At 59.7% G+C, this 18,258-nt stretch carries 18 protein-coding genes; 13 read left to right on the top strand and 5 right to left on the bottom strand.

The window, feature by feature from the left end; genetic code table 11:
* Positions 1 to 16: 16 nt before the first annotated feature.
* From rsfS to AD668_RS23600, 11 genes are all read left to right on the top strand, one after another.
* The gene (gene rsfS, locus AD668_RS23650) at positions 17 to 511 is read left to right on the top strand and encodes a ribosome silencing factor (RefSeq protein WP_053162713.1); all 495 of its coding nucleotides are present in this window, start codon (positions 17 to 19) and stop codon (positions 509 to 511) included.
* Positions 512 to 520: 9 nt separating this feature from the next.
* The gene (gene rlmH / locus AD668_RS23645) at positions 521 to 988 is read left to right on the top strand and encodes a 23S rRNA (pseudouridine(1915)-N(3))-methyltransferase RlmH (protein ID WP_007937439.1); all 468 of its coding nucleotides are present in this window, start codon (positions 521 to 523) and stop codon (positions 986 to 988) included.
* A gap of 10 nt (positions 989 to 998) precedes the next feature.
* Positions 999 to 2,894, top strand: a complete 1,896-nt coding sequence (gene mrdA / locus AD668_RS23640; RefSeq protein ID WP_053162711.1) for a penicillin-binding protein 2 — start codon at positions 999 to 1,001, stop codon at positions 2,892 to 2,894.
* 31 nt (positions 2,895 to 2,925) lie between these two features.
* Positions 2,926 to 4,029, top strand: coding sequence for a rod shape-determining protein RodA (rodA, locus tag AD668_RS23635; RefSeq protein ID WP_053162859.1), 1,104 nt, complete (start codon positions 2,926 to 2,928; stop codon positions 4,027 to 4,029).
* Positions 4,030 to 4,046: 17 nt separating this feature from the next.
* Complete coding sequence (gene mltB, locus AD668_RS23630; RefSeq protein WP_053162709.1) at positions 4,047 to 5,057, top strand: lytic murein transglycosylase B; 1,011 nt, start codon at positions 4,047 to 4,049, stop codon at positions 5,055 to 5,057.
* Positions 5,057 to 6,064 (top strand): septal ring lytic transglycosylase RlpA family protein, encoded by a 1,008-nt coding sequence (locus tag AD668_RS23625; RefSeq protein WP_053162707.1) that lies wholly within the window; start codon positions 5,057 to 5,059, stop codon positions 6,062 to 6,064. The genes mltB and AD668_RS23625 overlap by 1 nt, the downstream gene beginning before the upstream one ends.
* A gap of 184 nt (positions 6,065 to 6,248) precedes the next feature.
* Positions 6,249 to 7,406, top strand: coding sequence for a D-alanyl-D-alanine carboxypeptidase family protein (locus tag AD668_RS23620; RefSeq protein WP_053162705.1), 1,158 nt, complete (start codon positions 6,249 to 6,251; stop codon positions 7,404 to 7,406).
* A gap of 83 nt (positions 7,407 to 7,489) precedes the next feature.
* Positions 7,490 to 7,765, top strand: a complete 276-nt coding sequence (locus AD668_RS23615; protein ID WP_053162703.1) for a DUF493 domain-containing protein — start codon at positions 7,490 to 7,492, stop codon at positions 7,763 to 7,765.
* Complete coding sequence (lipB, locus tag AD668_RS23610) at positions 7,765 to 8,412, top strand: lipoyl(octanoyl) transferase LipB (protein WP_053162701.1); 648 nt, start codon at positions 7,765 to 7,767, stop codon at positions 8,410 to 8,412. The genes AD668_RS23615 and lipB overlap by 1 nt, the downstream gene beginning before the upstream one ends.
* Positions 8,413 to 8,437: 25 nt before the next feature.
* Entirely contained in the window at positions 8,438 to 9,436 is a 999-nt protein-coding gene (gene lipA, locus AD668_RS23605) for a lipoyl synthase (protein WP_162130451.1), read from the top strand.
* Between the two features lie 174 nt (positions 9,437 to 9,610).
* Positions 9,611 to 10,558, top strand: coding sequence for an LD-carboxypeptidase (locus AD668_RS23600; protein ID WP_053162699.1), 948 nt, complete (start codon positions 9,611 to 9,613; stop codon positions 10,556 to 10,558).
* Between the two features lie 94 nt (positions 10,559 to 10,652).
* Here the strand turns inward: AD668_RS23600 and AD668_RS23595 are convergent, their stop codons facing one another.
* The 5 genes from AD668_RS23595 to leuS form a co-directional block, all read right to left on the bottom strand.
* Positions 10,653 to 11,975, bottom strand: a complete 1,323-nt coding sequence (locus AD668_RS23595; protein ID WP_053162697.1) for a lytic murein transglycosylase — start codon at positions 11,973 to 11,975, stop codon at positions 10,653 to 10,655.
* A 61-nt stretch (positions 11,976 to 12,036) separates the two neighbouring features.
* A complete protein-coding gene (arfA, locus tag AD668_RS23590; RefSeq protein WP_007946659.1) occupies positions 12,037 to 12,201 on the bottom strand; it encodes an alternative ribosome rescue factor ArfA in 165 nt (54 codons plus the stop codon).
* 200 nt (positions 12,202 to 12,401) lie between these two features.
* Complete coding sequence (gene holA / locus AD668_RS23585) at positions 12,402 to 13,439, bottom strand: DNA polymerase III subunit delta (RefSeq protein ID WP_053162695.1); 1,038 nt, start codon at positions 13,437 to 13,439, stop codon at positions 12,402 to 12,404.
* 39 nt (positions 13,440 to 13,478) lie between these two features.
* Positions 13,479 to 14,084, bottom strand: a complete 606-nt coding sequence (gene lptE, locus AD668_RS23580) for an LPS assembly lipoprotein LptE (RefSeq protein WP_053162693.1) — start codon at positions 14,082 to 14,084, stop codon at positions 13,479 to 13,481.
* Positions 14,085 to 14,171: 87 nt separating this feature from the next.
* Complete coding sequence (gene leuS / locus AD668_RS23575; RefSeq protein ID WP_053162691.1) at positions 14,172 to 16,778, bottom strand: leucine--tRNA ligase; 2,607 nt, start codon at positions 16,776 to 16,778, stop codon at positions 14,172 to 14,174.
* Positions 16,779 to 17,058: 280 nt separating this feature from the next.
* Here leuS and AD668_RS23570 point away from each other — a divergent pair, with 280 nt between their 5' ends.
* Positions 17,059 to 17,379, top strand: coding sequence for a hypothetical protein (locus tag AD668_RS23570; protein WP_053162689.1), 321 nt, complete (start codon positions 17,059 to 17,061; stop codon positions 17,377 to 17,379).
* Between the two features lie 103 nt (positions 17,380 to 17,482).
* Positions 17,483 to 18,244: a YdcF family protein gene (locus tag AD668_RS23565; protein ID WP_053162688.1), complete on the top strand. Its 762-nt coding sequence runs from the start codon at positions 17,483 to 17,485 to the stop codon at positions 18,242 to 18,244.
* The last annotated feature ends 14 nt before the right edge of the window (positions 18,245 to 18,258 follow it).

The following is an 18,258-nucleotide window of genomic DNA, read 5'->3' as shown; positions in this document are numbered from 1 at the left end:
GCAAAACGAGTTTTATATGACGAGCAACAACGAAAGCAAAGTTAAACGCAAAGGCACATTCAAGAGCGCCCCGCTGCCTGAGAAAGTTCTCGCCGTCGAGCCGCCTAAAGGTGACGAGCTGGTCAAGGTCGCCGTAGCCGCCCTGGAAGACGTCAAGGCCCAGGACGTGCTGGTGATCGATGTTCGCGACAAGCAGAGCATCACCGACTTCATGATCATCGCCACCGGTACCTCGAACCGCCAGATCGGCGCGATGCTGGACAAGGTTCGCGAAGCGGTCAAGGCCTTGGGCATCAAGCCGCTGGGCGAAGAAGGCAAGGGCGACAGCGACTGGGTCCTGTTGGACATGGATGACGTGATCGTCCACATGATGACCTCCAACGCCCGTCAGTTCTACGACCTGGAGCGCCTGTGGAAAGGCGCCGAGCAGAGCCGTGCCGCTGATGGCAAACACCACAGCCCTGAAGTTGGTCACGAGCATTTCACCAAGCTCAACAAAGACCAGGAATAAGGAACGGCTGTGCGACTGCGACTGATCGCCGTCGGCTCCCGCATGCCTAAATGGGTGGAAGAAGGCTGGCATGAATATGCCAAGCGTCTTCCGTCCGAGCTGGCGCTGGAACTGGTGGAAATACCGCTCAACACCCGGGGCAAGAACGCCGACGTGGCACGCTTCATCCGTCAGGAAGGCGAAGCCATGCTGGCCAAGGTCGGGCCGAACGAGCGTGTTGTCACCCTCGAAGTCCATGGCAAGCCCTGGAGTACCGAGCAACTGGCGGTCGAACTCGATCGCTGGCGGCTGGACTCGCGCACCGTCAACTTCATGGTCGGCGGCCCAGAAGGGCTGGCGCCGGAAGTCTGTGCCCGGGCTGACCAGCGCTGGTCGTTGTCGCCGCTGACGTTGCCGCACCCGCTGGTGCGGATTCTGATCGGCGAACAGTTGTACCGTGCCTGGACCGTGCTGTCCGGTCACCCTTACCACAAGTAATTCTGCCCTCATGTCCCAGCCGATCCGCATCAAGGACCACGAAAAAGACGCCCGTCTGGTGCGTGGCCGCGTCGTGTTCGGGGCAATTGCAGTGGTGACGCTGATCTGCGTGTTGATTGCGCGTCTGTATTTTCTCCAGGTCATCCAGTACGAGTACCACTCGACCCTGTCGGAAAACAACCGTGTCCATGTGCAGCCGATTCCGCCGACGCGCGGTTTGATCTTCGACCGTAATGGCGTGGTGATTGCCGACAACCGGCCGAGTTTCAGCTTGAGTATGACCCGCGAGCGCTCCGGCGACTGGCAGCAAGTGCTCGATGTGATTGTCGAAGTGCTGGAGCTGACGCCCGAGGATCGGGTGATTTTCGAGAAACGCATGCGCCAGGGCCGTCGTCCGTTCGAGCCGGTGCCAATCCTGTTTGAGTTGAGCGAAGAACAGATCGCCCGGATCGCGGTGAACCAGTTCCGCCTGCCTGGTGTGGAAGTGGTCGCGCAATTGGTACGTCACTATCCGCAGGGTGCGCACTTTGCGCACTCGGTTGGTTACATGGGGCGGATCAACGAGAAGGAGCTCAAGTCCCTCGATCCGGTCAATTACAGCGGCACTCACCACATTGGCAAAACCGGTATCGAGCGTTTCTACGAGCCTGAATTACACGGCCAGGTGGGTTACGAGGAAGTCGAGACCAACGCCCGGGGCCGCGTTCTGCGCGTGCTCAAGCGTACCGATCCGATTCCCGGCAAGGACATCGTCCTGAGCCTGGACATCAAATTGCAGGAAGCCGCCGAAGCGGCGCTCGGTGGTCGTCGTGGCGCGGTGGTCGCACTGGACCCGAAAACCGGCGAAGTACTGGCCATGGTCAGCCAGCCGAGTTTCGACCCGAACCTGTTTGTCACCGGCATCAGTTTCAAGGCCTATTCCGAACTGCGCGACTCCATTGACCGGCCGCTGTTCAACCGCGTATTGCGAGGCCTGTACCCGCCAGGTTCGACCATCAAGCCGGCGGTGGCGATTGCCGGTCTGGACGCGGGTGTGGTGACGGCGTCGTCGCGAGTGTTCGATCCGGGCTATTACATGCTGCCCAACTACGATCACAAATACCGTAACTGGAACCGTACCGGTGACGGCTTTGTCGACCTCGATACGGCGATCATGCGCTCCAACGACACCTACTTCTATGACCTGGCCCACAAGCTGGGGATCGATCGGTTGGCGGCATACATGACCAAGTTTGGCATCGGTCAAAAAGTCTCGCTGGACATGTTCGAAGAATCACCGGGGTTGATGCCGTCCCGCGAATGGAAACGTGCGACCCGTCGGCAGGCGTGGTTCCCGGGCGAAACGCTGATTCTCGGGATTGGGCAGGGCTATATGCAGTCGACCCCGCTGCAACTGGCCCAAGCCACCGCGCTGGTCGCCAACAAAGGCGTCTGGAACCGTCCGCACCTGGCCAGGACCATCGAGGGTGTGAAACCTGTTGATGAGAATCCGATGCCGGACATCATCCTGCGCGACCCGTCGGACTGGAACAAGGTCAACCATGGCATGCAGCAGGTGATGCACGGTGCCCGGGGTACGGCGCGCAAGGCCGCGATCGGTGCGCAGTACCGGATTGCCGGCAAGTCGGGTACGGCCCAGGTGGTCGCGATCAAGCAGGGCGAGAAGTACGACCGTTCCAAGGTTCAGGAGCGCCATCGCGACCACGCCTTGTTCGTTGGCTTCGCGCCGGCCGATGATCCGAAAATCGTGGTCTCGGTAATGGTCGAGAACGGTGAGTCCGGCTCTGGTGTCGCCGCGCCCGTGGTGCGGCAGATCATGGACGCCTGGCTCCTGGACCAGAATGGCCGGTTGAAGCCTGAATACGCCAGCCCTATCAGCCCTGAGGCAACAGCCCGTGAAGAATAATTTCGATCGCATGCTCTCGAGCGAGGATGTGATGCGTCGTCGTGCGACGTTGCTGCAGCGTCTGCATATCGACGGCCCGTTGCTGATCCTGCTGCTGACTCTGGCGGCCGGCAGCCTGTTCGTACTCTATTCGGCCAGTGGCAAAAGCTGGGATCTACTGGCCAAACAAGCCACTTCGTTCGGCATCGGCCTGGTGTCGATGATTGTCATCGCCCAGTTCGAACCGCGTTTCATGGCCCGTTGGGTCCCGGTGGGTTATGTGCTCGGCGTGTTGTTGCTGGTGGTCGTCGACATCATGGGGCACAACGCCATGGGCGCCACGCGCTGGATCAACATTCCCGGGGTCATCCGCTTCCAGCCTTCGGAATTCATGAAGATCCTGATGCCGGCGACCATCGCCTGGTACCTGTCCAAGCGCACCTTGCCGCCGCAACTCAAACATGTGGGGGTCAGCCTGTTCCTGATTGGCTTGCCCTTCATCCTGATCGTGCGTCAGCCCGACCTCGGCACTTCATTGCTGATTCTGGCGGGGGGCGCCTTTGTGCTGTTCATGGGCGGCCTGCGCTGGCGCTGGATCCTCAGCGTGCTCGCTGCTGCCGTGCCGGTGTCCGTGGCCATGTGGTACTTCGTGATGCACGATTACCAGAAACAGCGCGTCCTCACTTTCCTCGACCCGGAAAGTGACCCGTTAGGCACTGGCTGGAACATCATTCAGTCGAAAGCCGCCATCGGCTCCGGTGGGGTGTTCGGCAAAGGCTGGCTGCTCGGCACCCAGTCGCACCTGGACTTTCTGCCAGAAAGCCACACCGACTTCATTATTGCGGTACTGGGTGAAGAGTTCGGCCTGGTGGGTATCTGCGCGCTGCTGCTGATTTATCTGCTGCTCATCGGTCGTGGCCTGGTGATTACCGCCCAGGCCCAGACATTGTTCGGCAAATTGCTCGCGGGCAGCCTGACCATGACGTTTTTTGTTTATGTTTTCGTCAACATCGGTATGGTCAGTGGCCTGTTGCCGGTGGTGGGGGTTCCGTTGCCGTTCATTAGCTACGGAGGAACTTCGCTGGTGACGCTACTGTCAGCGTTTGGGGTTTTGATGTCGATCCATACCCATCGCAAGTGGATCGCGCAGGTTTGAATAAGGTGAAGATTTCAATGCAAGTAATGCGTGGCTGGGCGACTCGATACGCGCCATGGGTCGGCCTGGTAAGCATCCTTGGCACAATGCAGACAGCATTGGCCGGCGATTACGAAGGTTCACCCCAGGTGGCCGAATTCGTCGGTGAAATGACCCGCGACTACGGGTTCGCTGGTGAGCAACTGATGGGCGTGTTCCGCGAAGCCGAGCGCAAACAGTCGATTCTGAATGCCATCTCCAAACCTGCCGAACGGGTAAAACAGTGGAACGAGTATCGCCCGATGTTCATTACCGACGCGCGCATTGCACGCGGTGTGGACTTCTGGCGCCAGCACGAGGCAGTCCTGGCACGAGCCGAGCAGGAATACGGCGTACCGGCGCAGGTCATTGTTTCGATCATCGGCGTTGAGACCTTTTTCGGGCGCAATACCGGTAATTTCCGCGTAATCGATGCCTTGTCGACGCTGGGTTTCGACTATCCTCCCCGTGCCGAATTTTTCCGCAAGGAACTGCGTGAATTCCTTTTGCTGGCCCGTGAGGAGCAGGTCGATCCGTTGACACTCAAGGGCTCTTACGCCGGGGCAATGGGGCTGCCGCAATTCATGCCGAGCAGTTTTCGCGCCTATGCAGTGGATTTCGACGGTGATGGCCACATCAATATCTGGAACAACCCGGACGATGCCATTGGCAGTGTCGCCAGTTATTTCAAGCGTCATGGCTGGGTCGCCGGCGAACCGGTGGTCAGCCGCGCCGATGTGCGCGGCGAGCAGGTGGACGAAGGTTTGACCACGGGCATCGAGCCGGCGAAAACCGTCGGGGAGTTGCGAGCCTTGGGGTGGTCAAGTCATGATGCGCTGCGCGATGATATGCCGGTTACAGCTTTCCGCCTGGAAGGCGACAATGGCCCCGAATACTGGATGGGTCTGAAGAATTTCTACGCGATTACGCGTTATAACCGCAGCGTGATGTACGCCATGGCCGTACATCAACTGTCTGAACAGCTGGTCCAAGCACGGGGCGTCAAGTAATGCGGGCATTGCCTATGAATAAACCCCTGAAGCTGATGGCATTTGCCGCGCTGGCGATGCTGGTCGCCAGTTGTTCGACCAGTCGCCCACCAGCGCAGAAGGCTCCTGCCGCCGTACGCACGACACCGGGACTGGACATCAACCGCGCCCACAAGGATGGCGCGCCTTGGTGGGACGTCGATGTTTCGCGTATCCCGGACGCCACGCCGACCCTGCACACCGGCCCGTACAAGGCTAACCCGTACACCGTGCTGGGCAAGACCTACTTCCCGCTGCAAGAGTCCAAGACCTATGTGCAGTCGGGCACGGCGTCCTGGTATGGCACCAAGTTTCACGGCCAGAACACCGCCAACGGCGAGGTGTATGACCTGTACGGCATGAGTGCCGCGCATAAGACGCTACCGTTGCCGAGTTACGTTCGGGTGACCAACCTGGACAACAACAAGAGCGTGATCCTGCGGGTCAACGACCGGGGGCCGTTCTACTCGGACCGGATCATCGACTTGTCTTATGCGGCCGCCAAAAAACTCGGTTATGCCGAAACCGGCACTGCGCGGGTCAAGGTTGAAGGTATCGATCCGCAGCAATGGTGGGCCGCCAAGGGCCGTCCGGCACCGTTAATGCTCAATGAACCGAAAGTCGCGCAAAATAGCGCTCCGGTGATTACGGCTTCGGCCGGCACTGTCGAGCAATGGACGCCGCCACCGCAGCAACACGCCGCCGCGGTAGTGCCTGTACCGGTTGATGCAAAAAAAAACGCTTCTGCAGCAGCCTCTGGCCAGTATCTGCAGGTGGGCGCGTTCGCCAACCCGGACGCTGCAGAACTCCTGAGATCGAAGCTCAGCGGGATGGTGAGCGCTCCGGTGTTCATCAGTTCGATCGTGCGCAATCAGCAGACCCTGCACCGGGTGCGCTTGGGGCCGATCGGTTCGCCGGGTGAAGTCCAGCAGGTACAGAACAGTGTGCGCCTGGCCAACCTCGGTTCGCCAAGTGTTGTGACTGAGTAATACGTAAGACTTGATTGACGGTTCGTCTGCGGTTTTGGGGGGCGGACCAGGTTGTTGACTCGTTGAAGAACAAAAGCCCGGCAAGGGTGACTGGAGTGAGCAACTGAACACGCGATAACCCGTTAGAAGGTTATTTGATTAGTTTTGCCCTTGGGCAGTTTCCATTAGCGATTTCGAGAGACGGATGAACATCACCACCTTTGCCAAACGCCTGTTCCTGTTAGTCCCGCTGCTCCTCTCACCCGCCGCTTTCGCGGTCGAGATGATGCCGTCGCCACCACAACTGGCCGCCAAGGCCTACGTGCTCATGGATGCCAGCAGCGGCAACGTGCTGGTCGAGAACAATGGTGACCAGCGTCTGCCGCCGGCCAGCCTGACCAAGCTGATGACCGCGTACATCGCGACCCTCGAAATCCGTCGTGGCCAGATCGGCGAAAACGATCCGGTGACCGTCAGCGAAAATGCCTGGCGTACCGGCGGTTCGCGGATGTTCATCAAGGTCGGCTCGCAAGTCACCGTCAGCGACCTGCTGCACGGCATCATCATCCAGTCGGGCAACGACGCCAGCGTTGCGCTTTCCGAGCACATCGCCGGCAGCGAAGACGCCTTTGCCGACATGATGAACAAAACCGTTGGCGACCTGGGCATGACCAACAGCCACTTCATGAACCCGACCGGTCTGCCGAACCCTGAGCACTATTCGTCGGCTCACGACATGGCGGTGCTGGCTCGTGCAATCATCCACGAAGATCCTGCTCACTACGCGATCTACTCGCAGAAAGAGTTCTTCTGGAACGGCATCAAGCAGCCGAACCGCAACCTGCTGCTGTGGCGTGACAAGACAGTCGACGGTCTGAAAACCGGCCATACCGACGAAGCTGGCTACTGCATGGTGTCCTCGGCCGTACGTGATGGCATGCGCCTGATTGCTGTGGTTTTCGGCACCAACAGCGAAGTGGCCCGCGCCGCCGAGACCCAGAAGCTGCTGACCTACGGTTTCCGCTTCTTCGAAACCCAGACCTTCTATCAGAAAGGCGCCGAGCTGGCTCAGGCGCCGGTCTGGAAAGGCTCCACCAATCAAGTCAAGGCTGGCCTGGCGCAAGACCTGACCATGACCCTGCCCAAAGGCCAGCTGAAAAAGCTCGCGGCCAGCATGACCATGAACCCGCAACTGATCGCGCCAATCGCCAAGGGTGACGTGATCGGTAAAGTCGAAGTGAAACTGGACGACAAAGTGGTGCACAGCGCCGACCTGATCGCCCTGGACGCTGTCGAGGAGGGTGGTATCTTCCGCCGCATGTGGGATAGCATCCGTCTATTCTTCTACGGCTTGTTCAACTGATAGTGTGCACCTGCAAGGCCCCGCGCTGATCTGGCGTAGGGCCTTGCCGTCGCCACGGCTTACGCTTACGAGGCCGTTACGCCATGACCGATACCGAAGTAAAGGCGCCAAAGATCGAATTCCCTGCCAACGATTACCCGGTTAAGGTGATCAGCGACACCGGCGTGGGCAACAAGGACAGGATCATCGACATCGTCAAGAAGTACGCCACGATCAATGATGAGCGAATTGACGAGCGCCAGAGCAGCAACGGCAAATACACCACGATTCAGTTGCACATCGTTGCGACCGACCAGGACCAGCTGTACAACATCAACAGCGCACTGCGGGCCACCGGTTTCGTGCACATGGTGCTGTGATGTCTGGCACGCTGGGCTTTCGCGAACTCGGCCAGATGGCTTACGAGCCGGTCTGGCACGCCATGCAACGATTCACCAACGAACGCGGCAATGATGCCGCCGACGAGATCTGGCTGGTCGAGCACCCGCCGGTATTTACCCAGGGACAGGCTGGCAAGGCCGAGCATCTGCTGCTCCCCGGCGATATTGCGGTGGTGCAGGTTGATCGTGGTGGTCAGGTGACGTACCACGGTCCCGGCCAGTTGGTGGCTTATTTGCTGTTGGATGTGCGCAAGCTGGGGTTTGGCGTGCGCGATCTGGTCAGCCGGATGGAGCAGTGTCTGATCGAGCTGCTTGCGAGCTACGGCGTGACCGCCGCGGCCAAGCCCGACGCGCCGGGTGTCTACGTCAATGGAGCGAAAATCGCTTCCCTGGGTCTACGGATCCGCCACGGTTGTTCCTTTCATGGCCTGGCCCTGAACGTGGACATGAACCTGGAACCGTTTCGACGGATAAATCCCTGCGGCTATGCCGGGCTGGCGATGACCCAGCTGAGCGATCACGCAGGACCGATTGAATTTGCCGAGGTAAGTGCCCGGCTGCGCGCGCAGCTCGTCAAACACCTCGACTATGCTGAGCAGACGACCCTGACGGGCGGAATCGACTGATATGACTACTGATGCAGTGCAAACCATGATCCCGACGCTCGATGTCTCCGAGCGCCCGGCCCCGCGTCCCAAGGTTGAAGCCGGCGTCAAGCTGCGCGGCGCCGAGAAGGTTGCACGCATCCCGGTAAAGATCATTCCGACCACCGAACTACCGAAGAAGCCCGACTGGATTCGCGTACGCATCCCGGTTTCGCCGGAAGTCGACCGCATCAAGGCCCTGCTGCGCAAACACAAGCTGCACAGCGTCTGCGAAGAGGCGTCCTGCCCGAACCTGGGTGAGTGCTTCTCCGGGGGCACCGCGACCTTCATGATCATGGGTGACATCTGCACCCGTCGTTGCCCGTTCTGCGACGTTGGTCACGGCCGTCCGAAGCCGCTGGACGTCAACGAACCGGAAAGCCTGGCCATCGCCATTGCAGACCTGCGTCTCAAGTACGTGGTGATCACCTCGGTAGACCGCGACGACCTGCGTGACGGCGGTGCCCAGCACTTTGCCGACTGCATCCGTGAAATCCGCAAGCTGTCGCCGAATGTGCAACTGGAAACCCTGGTTCCGGACTACCGTGGCCGCATGGACATAGCCCTGGAAATCACTGCCGCCGAGCCGCCGGATGTGTTCAACCACAACCTGGAAACCGTGCCGCGCCTGTACAAGGCTGCGCGTCCGGGTTCCGACTACCAGTGGTCGCTGACCCTGCTGCAACGCTTCAAGCAGATGATGCCGCACATTCCGACCAAGTCCGGCTTGATGCTGGGCCTGGGCGAGACCGACGAAGAAGTCATCGAAGTCATGAAGCGCATGCGCGAACACGACATTGACATGCTGACCCTCGGCCAATACCTGCAGCCGTCCCGCAGCCACTTGCCGGTGCAACGTTTTGTGCACCCGGATACCTTCGCCTGGTTCGCCGAAGAAGGTTACAAGATGGGCTTCAAGAACGTCGCATCCGGCCCGTTGGTACGTTCTTCGTATCACGCCGACGAGCAGGCGAAGCTGGTCAAGGCTGAACTGATGTCGTCCTGATCGACGCAATGAAATGAAAAGCGCCCGCACGGCATCCAGCCTCGCGGGCGTTTTTTTGCCTGGCCTACGGCAATGGCTGTTTTTTCCTGCAACCTGCGGGGCAACGGTTCCTCTTCTGTTTGTCCCCGTTCCTGACTACTGTGTGCTGAAGATTTCACACAGGGAGATTCACGGATGACCGCTCGACCGACCCACACCCTTTGCCCTCATGCCCCCGTCCCGGCACTGCCGTCGGAAGGCATGATCGGTGTCATCGCACCCGCCGGTCCCGCGCCGCTGGACACCGACAAGGCGGTGCAATGGATGCGTGCCCGGGGTTATTCACTGAAAGTGTTTCCCGGGGTCTACGAAAAAAACGGTTACCTGGCCGGTAGCGACGAGGTGCGACTTGGCGACCTGCATGCAGCATTCGCCGACAGCGAGGTGGATGCGATCATCTGCCTGCGCGGCGGTTACGGCACACCGCGACTGCTCGATCGCATCGATTTTGATTTGCTGCGTGACAACGCCAAGCCGTTCGTCGGCTACAGCGATATCACCGCGCTGCATTTGGCGATCAGTCGTTATGCCGGCTTCGTGACCTTTCATGGTCCGTTGCTCAATGCTGACCTGCTGGGTGACAAGCAAATACCTACGGAGTCTTCGTTCTTCAACATGTTGCGCGGGCAGGTAAGGGCGGGCACGGTGCTGGCTCATCCGGTGGCTTACCCGCTGACGACGATCGAGCCAGGCGTTGCTCATGGACGCTTGCTCGGAGGCAATCTGGCCATGATCGCCGCGACCATGGGCACGCCCTACGAGATTGATGTCGAGGGCGTCATTCTGTTGATCGAGGATATCAACGAGCCTCTGTATCGCATCGACCGGTTGCTGACGCAGCTGCGGCTGGCCGGCACGTTGCACAAGCTGCGCGGCGTGTTGGTCGGGGATGTCGCGGGTGTTGAGGTGGCAGCGCTGGACCGGTTGCTCAAGCAGACCTTCGCGCCATTGAAGATTCCGGTGTTGTCCGGGTGGCGAAGCGGCCATTGCGATCCGAACCTTACGCTACCCATGGGGGCGTTGGTGCGCTTGGATGCTGGGAACAAGGAGTTACTGTTGGAGCAGGATGTGGTGGTCAGTTAAGTCGCGAGCATCTGAAAAGATCGCAGCCTGCGGCAGCTCCTACGGATGTACCCCAAATCCCGTAGGAGCTGCCGCAGGCTGCGATCTTTTGCTTTTAGCGGTTGCGTAACCCTTCGAGCAACTTGTGCGTCGGGTAACCATCCGCCGGCCAGCCAAACGACTGCTGGGCGCTGCGGATGGCCTTGCGCGTGTTGGCGCCAATGATGCCGTCGGCGGTGCCTGCGTCGTAGTTCTGGGCACTCAACAGGTTTTGCAGTTCAATCCGTTCGGTACGGCTCAGCGGCAGGTCATCCTTGGGCCACGAACCGCTGATCAAGCCAGCGCCGTTGAAGCGTTCGGACAACAGGCTCACCCCCAGGGCATAGGACGACGAGTTGTTGTACTTGAGAATCGCGCGGAAGTTATCGAGCACCAGGAATGCCGGGCCTCTATAGCCAGCCGGCAGCAACAGGGCGGCGGATAACTGCTCGGAGCCGGCCGGGGCCTGGCCGCCGTTGGGCAACATGACGCCCAGTTGGCGCCATTCGGCGACAGTCTTGCGAATCGTACCGTCGGCCAATACGTAATCGAAACCGCCCGGCAGCTGGACTTCAAAGCCCCATGGCTGACCTCTCTGCCAGCCGGAGCTTTGCAGGTAATGCGCGGTCGAGGCCAGGGCATCTGCCGAACTGCCCCAGATATCGCGGCGGCCGTCGCCGTCGAAGTCCACGGCGTGGGTGTTGTAGGTGGTCGGGATAAATTGGGTCTGGCCCATCGCGCCCGCCCAGGAGCCCAGCATCTTCTCAGGCTCGATGTCACCTTGTTGCAGGATCTGCAGGGCCGCGATCAATTGCGCATGGGCGAAGCCTGGGCGGCGACCTTCATAGGCCAGAGTCGCCAGCGAATTGATCACCGATTTGCTGCCCTGGAATTGCCCGAAGTTACTCTCCATGCCCCACACCGCCACCAACGCCTGGCGATCGACGCCGTAGCGCTGCTCGATACTTTGCAGGACATCGGCGTATTGGGTGACCAGCGTCTGGCCCTTGCGCACGCGCAGTGGCGACAGGGCGCCGTCGAGGTATTCCCACACCGGTTTTGCGAATTCCGGTTGGCTGCGATCGGCACGAATCACGCTGGGGTCGAAGCTGACATTGGCGAAAGCGCGATCAAACAGATCGGCGCGCACGCCGGCGGCCAAGGCATCCTTGCGGAAACCTGCCTGCCATTCGGCGAAGGTCTGCGTCGGCTGGATGTCGACGTTCTCACCGGTCGGAACCACTGGCGGAACAACCGCCGGGGCGGTGGCAACGGGCGACGTCTGGAGGGGTTGAGCGTCGGCAGCGGTCGGTTTTTCCGCGCAGGCGACAAGCAAAACAAGGCTGGAGGCAGCAATCAATTGGCGCAGGTGCCAACGACGGGGAATACAAAAGGGCATGCACAGGTCCAGGGAAAACGATTCAGGTACAGACCTTAACATGTAGAAGGGGTGTTCTGCTTCAAGCGGCCAGAAAGTAAGAAGCCTCCCAGCTATTAGACTGGAAGGCTTCGCGGCGGTAGCTGCCTTTGCCTTTGCCGGCACGTTCCTGACGGCTGCGGAACAGTGGCTGGGCGATGATGGATTTGGCCTTGTTGGGGCCATGCGTTGATGGCTTTTTGCTCATGATGATTTCTCGCAAGTGTGTGGTTTTTGCGGGGTAAATCATCGGCTGAAGTTGAGGTTCTGTCTATAGGGGCGATCGATGGGGACTTTGCAGGAACAAAGATCAAAGGATGGTCCGAATGCGGCCCGAGCTTTCGGCAGCTCCTACGCAGGATCGCGTTTCAATCTGCAGGAACTGCCGAAGGCTGCGATTTCTTGATCTTACTCGGCAGGCAACGCCAATTTTTGCCCAGCCATCAACAGTGTCAACCGACTCAAGCTCATCCACGGCGAACCAGCCGCCTGGCCTTTGATCTGCGCATCAATGCGTTGCGCTTCCAGCAACAACTGCGCCCAGCGTTGCGCCGAGTAGCGTTGCAGGGCTTTACTCATCAACGGTTTGCGTTTGTCCCAGACAGGCGGCTTGGCCTGGCTGAAGGCTTTGTCCAGCGGCGTGCCCTGACTGTATTGCAGCGAAATGTTGGCCAGCAGGCGCAGTTCGCGGGCCAGGGCCCAGAGAATCACGGGTGGCTCGACGCCCTCACCGCGCAACCCTTCGAGCATTCGCAAGGCATGGGCCGCTTCGCCATTGAGGATCGCATCGGTCAAACCGAACACGTCGAAGCGAGCACTGTCGGCCACGGCCGCCTGCACTGTTTCAACGGTGATCTGGCCACCCTCGGCCATCAGTTTGAGCTTCTCGATTTCCTGGGCTGCGGCCAACAGATTACCTTCGACCCGCGCGGCAATCAGCTCAACGGCATCCTGGTTAGCAGAAAGCCCGGCCTGGGACAGGCGCTGGCGGATCCAGCTCGGCAACTGGCTGACATCCACCGGCCAGATCTGCACGAACTGGGTTTGCTGGCCTTCAACCAGGGCCTTGCCCCACTTGGTCTTCTGCGCGCTGCCATCGAGCTTGGGCAGGCTGATCAACAACAGTGTGTCTTCGGCCGGTCGCGAGCAATACTCAATGAGCGCGGCTGCACCTTTGTCACCGGGTTTGCCGGAAGGCAGACGCAATTCCAACAGGCGCTTTTCGGCGAACAGCGACATGCTGGCGCCAGCCTGCAGCAATGTACCCCAGTCGAAACTGGCATCGGCGGCAAACACCTGGCGTTCATCAAAACCCTGCTGGCGGGCGGTCAAGCGAATGGCATCCGCGGCCTCCTGGCACAGCAACGGATCATCGCCGCTGATGATGTAGACAGGCGCGAGGGCACCTTGCAGGTGTTTGGCGAGTTGGGCGGGGGCGAGTTTCATAAGAGAGGGCGAACGGGGCGCTTGAGCGCCCCGTAAGTCTTACTGCTTCGGCAGTTGGATTGGCGACTGACGCGGCGTTTGCGCTTCAGCTTTTTGCGCCGCTTCCAGTGCCGCAGCATCAGCCCTGGCTTTGGCTTCGGCGGTCTGTTGCAGCTGATCCAGTTGCGCTGGGCTCAGCTGCGACAGGCGCAGCATCATGCGTTGAACCAGCTCACGACGGGTTTCCGTCTTGGCGGTTGTGGCTTCCTGGTCCGAGCCCGCCAGATTGTTGCCGTCGTGAAGGAAGATTTTTTGTACTTCAAGCTTGTCACTTAACAGCGGCAGGTTGCCCTGGCCACGGATGTCGTAGTTGAGTACGGTCGTCACCTGGTATTCACCCGTACGGCCGGCACCGGCGTAGCTGAGGATGCGCTGACTTTCCTGCTCGTCAGTCAGCACAAGCTTGTAGGGTGCGCCGGTGTAAACCTTGACGCCGCTGCTGGTCAGCATCTGACGCAGTTGCGTCACGGTTTCGCCGTAAGCGTTGCGGGCGCTCAGATCAAGTTCCTTGATCGCCAGTTCGTTGGTGCCGGTACCACGCAGCTGGAAACCGCAGGCGCTCAGCAGAACCGCAAGGCCCATTACCAGCAAATTGCGTTTGATCATCTTGTTGTTCCCCTTGAAACCATGTGGGCCGATCGAGCGGCCCGAAAGGTTTTACTCGGCGCCAGGCTGACCTGGCGCCTGCTCCAATTAGCTGGCGACGATATTGACCAGTTTCCCGGGCACTACGATCACTTTACGAATGGTCAGGCCGTCGACAAAGCGCAGAACGTTCTCGTTGGCGCGGGCGGCGGCTTCGACTTCTTCGCGGCTGGCGCTGGCCGGCATTTCGATGTGACCGCGCAGTTTGCCGTTGACCTGAATCACCAGCTGCAAGCTGTCTTGCACCAAGGCCGTTTCGTCCAGCACCGGCCAGCCAGCGTCGATCACCGGTTCGGCGTGGCCCAGTTGATTCCAAAGTTCATGACTGATGTGCGGCGTGATCGGAGCCAGCAGCAGCGTCACGGTTTCCAGGCCTTCGTGAATCAGTGCACGATCCTGTTCGGTGCCTTGCGCGGCTTTTTCCAGCACGTTCATCAGTGTCATCACCTGGGCGATGGCGGTGTTGAATTTGTGGTTCTGGCCGACGTCCTGGCTGGCCTGCTTGATGGCCAGGTGGATCGAGCGGCGTACAGCCTTCTGTTCATCGTTCAGGCTGGCAACGTCGAGTTTGCCCGGCAGACCCTGCGTGACGTGCGCCTGAGCCAGACGCCAGACGCGCTTGAGGAAACGGTGTGAGCCTTCAACGCCGGAGTCGGACCATTCTGCGCTCATGTCTGGTGGCGAAGCGAACATCATAAACAGACGGCAGGTGTCTGCGCCGAACTGGTCGATCATCGACTGTGGGTCGACGCCGTTGTTCTTCGACTTGGCCATCTTCTCGGTGCCGCCGATTTCTACCGGCAAGCCGTCAGATTTCAACTTGGCGCTGATCACCTTGGCTTTGCTGTCACGCTCAAGTTCGACGTCCGCCGGATTGAACCAGGTGTAAGCCCCGTTGGCTTCGCGACGATAGTAAGTCTCGGCGATCACCATGCCTTGGGTCAGCAGGTTCTTGAACGGTTCGTTGGAACTCACCAGGCCTTCGTCGCGCATCAGCTTGTGGAAGAAGCGCGCGTACAGCAGGTGAAGAATCGCGTGTTCGATTCCGCCGATGTACTGATCCACCGGCAACCAGTGGTCGGCCGCCGATTTTTCGACCAGGCCACCTTCAAAGTGCGGCGAGGCGTAACGGGCGTAGTACCACGAGGACTCGACGAAGGTGTCCATGGTGTCGGTTTCACGCTTGGCAGGCGCGCCGCATTTAGGGCAGCTGCACTCGTAGAACTCGGGCATGCGCGCCAGTGGCGAACCGGCACCATCGGGTACGACGTCTTCCGGCAGCACCACAGGCAGTTGATCTTCCGGCACTGGCACATCACCGCAAGTGTTGCAGTGGATGATCGGGATCGGGCAGCCCCAGTAGCGCTGACGGCTGATACCCCAGTCGCGAAGGCGGAACTGGGTGCGCGAGGCGCCCAGTTCTTTCTTGATCAGCGCAACTTCGATGGCATCGAAGGCCCCTACGAAGTCGAGGCCGTCGAACTCACCGGAATTGATCAGCGTGCCGTGCTCGCCGTAGGCGTCTTGCCATGGTGCGGGGTTGGTGTCACCGGAGCTGGTGCGCACAACCGATTTGACCGGCAGGTTGTACTTGTGTGCGAATTCGAAGTCGCGTTCGTCGTGGGCGGGAACCGCCATGACTGCGCCGTCGCCGTAGTGCATCAGCACGTAGTTGGCGACCCACACCGGGAGTTTTTCACCGGTCAACGGGTGCTCGACGAACAGGCCGGTCGGCAGGCCTTTTTTCTCCTGGGTGGCGACGTCGGCTTCGGCCACGCTACCGCCTTTGCATTCAGCGATGAACGCTTGCAGTTCAGGATTGTTCTGTGCGGCCAGGGTGGCCAGGTGGTGCTCGGCGGCCACGGCAACGTAGGTTGCGCCCATCAAAGTGTCTGGACGGGTGGTGAAGACTTTCAGCGCGCCGGATTCGCCGATGGAGTCGACGTTGTACGGAAATTGCACTTCCATGCCGCGAGATTTGCCGATCCAGTTGCGCTGCATGGTCTTGACCTGTTCAGGCCAGCCAGTCAGCTCGTCGAGGCTCTCCAGCAACTCATCCGCGTACGCGGTGATCTTGAAGTAGTACATCGGGATTTCGCGTTTTTCGATCAGCGCACCGGAGCGCCAGCCGCGACCGTCGATCACCTGTTCGTTGGCCAGGACGGTCTGGTCGACCGGGTCCCAGTTCACGGTGCCGCTTTTTTTGTAAATCACGCCTTTTTCGAACAGGCGGGTGAACAGCCACTGTTCCCAGCGGTAGTAATCGGGTTTGCAGGTGGTCACTTCGCGCGACCAGTCCACCGCCAGACCCAGGCTGCGCAGCTGGGTTTTCATGTAGGCGATGTTTTCGTAGGTCCACTTGGCAGGCGCTACGTTGTTCTTCATTGCGGCGTTTTCCGCAGGCATGCCGAAGGCGTCCCAACCCATGGGTTGCAGAACGTTCTTGCCGAGCATGCGCTGGTAGCGGGAGATCACGTCGCCAATGGTGTAGTTGCGCACATGCCCCATGTGTAGCTTGCCGCTGGGGTAAGGGAACATCGACAGGCAGTAGAAGGTCTCCTTGCCTGGCTGTTCACTGACTTCAAAGGACTTTTGCTCATCCCAGAAAGACTGGGCGGCGGCTTCGATTTCACGGGGCTGATATTGTTCGTGCATGGCTACTTTTGAACTGAATAGGGGTGGCCTAATCCTCTTCAATGCAACGCTGGACAGTGATCACGCCCTATTGGCGTTTTCGATGTCCAGCCGAGCTGGAAGTGGAGTTACAGGAAGCGCCGTAGCATACATGACCGCGCTCTACCGAGGGAAACCCTGATTGCTGCCGCGCGTCTCGTAAAACCGCTGCGAGGGCCGTTGGTCGCGGCACTCAGCCGGTTTGTTGATGGAAGCTAAGCTCTAACTGGGGAGTAGGTCTTATCTTCCAATGAGGTGAGGGATGGTTGAGTCACGGCAAAAAGCATCGAAACCGGAGCTGTACGAAAGACTGATCGATCGTCTGGGGCTGGCCCTGGAAGCGGCAAAAACCGCAGGTCGGCTGCGCGACGAACGCCCTCTGGAACTGGAACTGCGTGGCTTGAGCCCCGCAGAGTTTGCTTTGGTCAAGGCGTATCTGGATCGCAGTGAACGTGAGACACATGGATGCTTGTCAGAAGCAGTGAAGCAACTTGATGCACCACGTTCGGCCAAGATCATCTGGCTAAAGGACAAGGTTCCCGGCAGAGACGCGGTAAAGGTCCGGTCTTTGCAATACAAGTAGTCACAAAACCATGCTCCAGGATTTTTTGAAGCATAGTCCTTCCATATTTATTGTCGCATTGTGCCAACCCACTTAGGCTTCGGGCATCTCAAGGAGATGCTCGATGCCTTTTCGTTATTTCATGAAACAACTACTGTTGCCGCCCGGCATTCTCTTGCTGCTGCTTTTGCTCGCCTGGTGGTTGCGCCGCTCAAGGCCGCGGCTGGCCGGTGTGTGCTTTACTCTGGGCTTGGGCGGGCTTTGGCTGATGAGTCTGCCCGTGGCGGTGGAATGGAGTGCCAGGCTGCTTGAAACCGAACCCCCGCTCAGACGCGACGAATGGGCAACTTTGGGTCAGCGCGCCGACGCTATCGTGGTATTGGGCTCGGGGCGTGAACGGGGTGACCTGGCCTGGGGCGCCGATCAGCCCACAGGCATTGGTCTGGAGCGCCAACGCTATGCGGCGCGGCTAGCCAAGGCGTCCGGGTTGCCGGTGTTGACCAGCGGCGGACTGCATTACGGTTCGCCACCGAGCGAAGCGCAGTTGATGGCTGATTCTCTGCGTGACGATTTTGGTGTGACGGTGCGCTGGCAGGAGGGCGAGAGCCGTACCACCTGGGAAAACGCGCAACTCACGGCGCAAGTGTTGTTGCCCCAAGGGATCAAGCGCGTGGTGGTCGTGACGCAGGCTGCACACATGCCTCGTTCTGTCTGGAGCTTTCGCAAGGCAGGATTTGAAGTGATACCCGCGCCCGTTGGGTTTTTGGGCGGGGACAATGCTCGACCGTTGGGAGGCTGGATGCCGGAGTTCAAGTCGATCTGGCAGAGCGGGCAGTTGATGAATGAAGCGGTCGGGCAGGTTGGGTACTCGTTGTTCTATCGCTGAAGAGCAAAAGATCG

Origin of the sequence: Pseudomonas sp. P1.8 (genome assembly GCF_001269805.1) — a bacterium.
In the GTDB taxonomy this organism is placed as follows: Bacteria; Pseudomonadota; Gammaproteobacteria; order Pseudomonadales; family Pseudomonadaceae; genus Aquipseudomonas.
The sequence above is the reverse complement of the archived record's forward strand: the minus strand, read 5'-3'. Positions and strand labels throughout refer to the sequence as shown.